Raw genomic sequence first — 1711 nt, forward strand, 5'->3', positions numbered from 1 at the left:
CTGTAAGTGCCTTGCCTGCGAGGAAGTCCTCGGGGGGGTCGAGGTCTTCGGGTTCAACCTGATGTTCAAAACATCCATCGGCCCCGGCACCCAGCGGACGGGCTACCTCCGGCCCGAGACCGCCCAGGGGATGTTTGTGGACTTTGCCCGGCTCTTGCGGTTCTATCGCGACAAGCTCCCGTTCGGCGCCGTCCAGATCGGCAAGTCCTACCGGAACGAGATCTCTCCCCGGCAGGGCATGATCCGGCTCCGCGAATTCACGCAGGCCGAGGCCGAGATCTTCGTCCATCCCGATGAGAAGAACAGGCACCCCCGCTTCCAGAGATATGCGAACTACAGCATGCCGCTTCTCACCTTTGTCCAGCAGCAGAAGTGCGAGGATGCCGTTACCATGACCATGCAGGAAGCTGTGACCCAGGACGTAATCGCAAACCAGTACCTCGCCTACTACGTGGCCCTGACCCACGAGATGCTCGTCTCAATAGGAATAAAGCCAGAACGGCTCCGCTTCCGCCAGCACCTCCCCGATGAGCGGGCGCACTACGCAACCGACTGCTGGGACGCCGAGATCAAATCAGACCGCTTTGGCTGGGTCGAAACTGTTGGCCTTGCCGACCGTACCAATTACGACCTCAACGCCCATGCAGAGGCCAGCGGCACCCCGATGACCGTCTTCATACAGTACGCCGAGCCGCGGAAAGTTCCCCGCCGTCGCATTGTCCCGAATATGGGCGTGCTCGGCAAGCAGTACCGGGACAAGGCAAAGAAGATCTTCGCGGCCCTCGCAGAATCAATCCCTGAGAAGAACGGCGTCGATGTGGACGTAGACGGCGAGATCATCCATATCCCGCCCGACCTGTATGAAGTGAAGGACGAGATCGTGGACATCCGGGGCGAGGACATCGTCCCGCACGTTGTCGAGCCATCGTACGGCATCGACCGTATGTGCTATGCTGTGCTCGAACAGGCATACGACGAAGATGAAGCCGATGGCGAGAAGCGGACCGTCATGCGGTTCTCCCCGAAAGTAGCCCCGGTCCAGGTCGCGGTCTTCCCGCTCATGACCCGCGACGGCCTCGACACCATCGCCGACACTATCACGAAGTCGCTCCATAAAAAGGGCCTGCTCGCGGAATACGATGACAGTGGCGCCATCGGCCGGCGCTACCGCAGGCAGGACGAGATTGGGACGCCGTTTGCTGTGACGGTTGATTATGATACGAAAGAGAACAATACCGTCACGCTCCGCGACCGGGATTCGATGAAGCAGGTGAGGATTGCTATCGATAAGTTACCGGAGACGCTCGCGGCGCTGGTCGAGGGCGATGCGAAGTTTGCCGAGTTAAAATAACCATTCTCTCTTTTTACAGAATCCATAGGCGTCAACCCTCTCAAATATCGGTGAGCCTTACCACCCCCTACGGGGGTCGCTCGGGCGCCTGTCGGGCCCTCGCTGGGCTGATTACCTATAAGAAAAAGTGAAAGTCGTTGAGGCTGCCGCGGGGAGTCCTTCGGGGATTGAGTGGTTCATCAGAACCACGAGATCGAGAAGAACTATCAGGTTCTTCGAATCGGCGGCGGCAGAACATCACAACCGGGGGTATGGGGGCATCAGCCCCCATCATTGTTTTCATTAAAACTTCATTTTCTCCCTGCACCCCCCTCCTTCTTACTTGTCTCTTATAACCCTCTTACGCTGCCGCCGAAGAGG

At 58.5% G+C, this 1711-nt stretch carries 1 protein-coding gene; it reads left to right on the plus strand.

Annotated features, from left to right (window positions below; translation table 11 throughout):
• On the plus strand, positions 1-1351 hold a 1351-nt coding region (gene glyS, locus CW742_RS12010; protein ID WP_292420691.1), incomplete at its 5' end, for a glycine--tRNA ligase.
• Positions 1352-1711: the final 360 nt, after the last annotated feature.

The sequence above is a fragment of the Methanoregula sp. genome, from assembly GCF_002835825.1.
Lineage (GTDB): Archaea > Halobacteriota > Methanomicrobia > Methanomicrobiales > Methanospirillaceae > Methanoregula.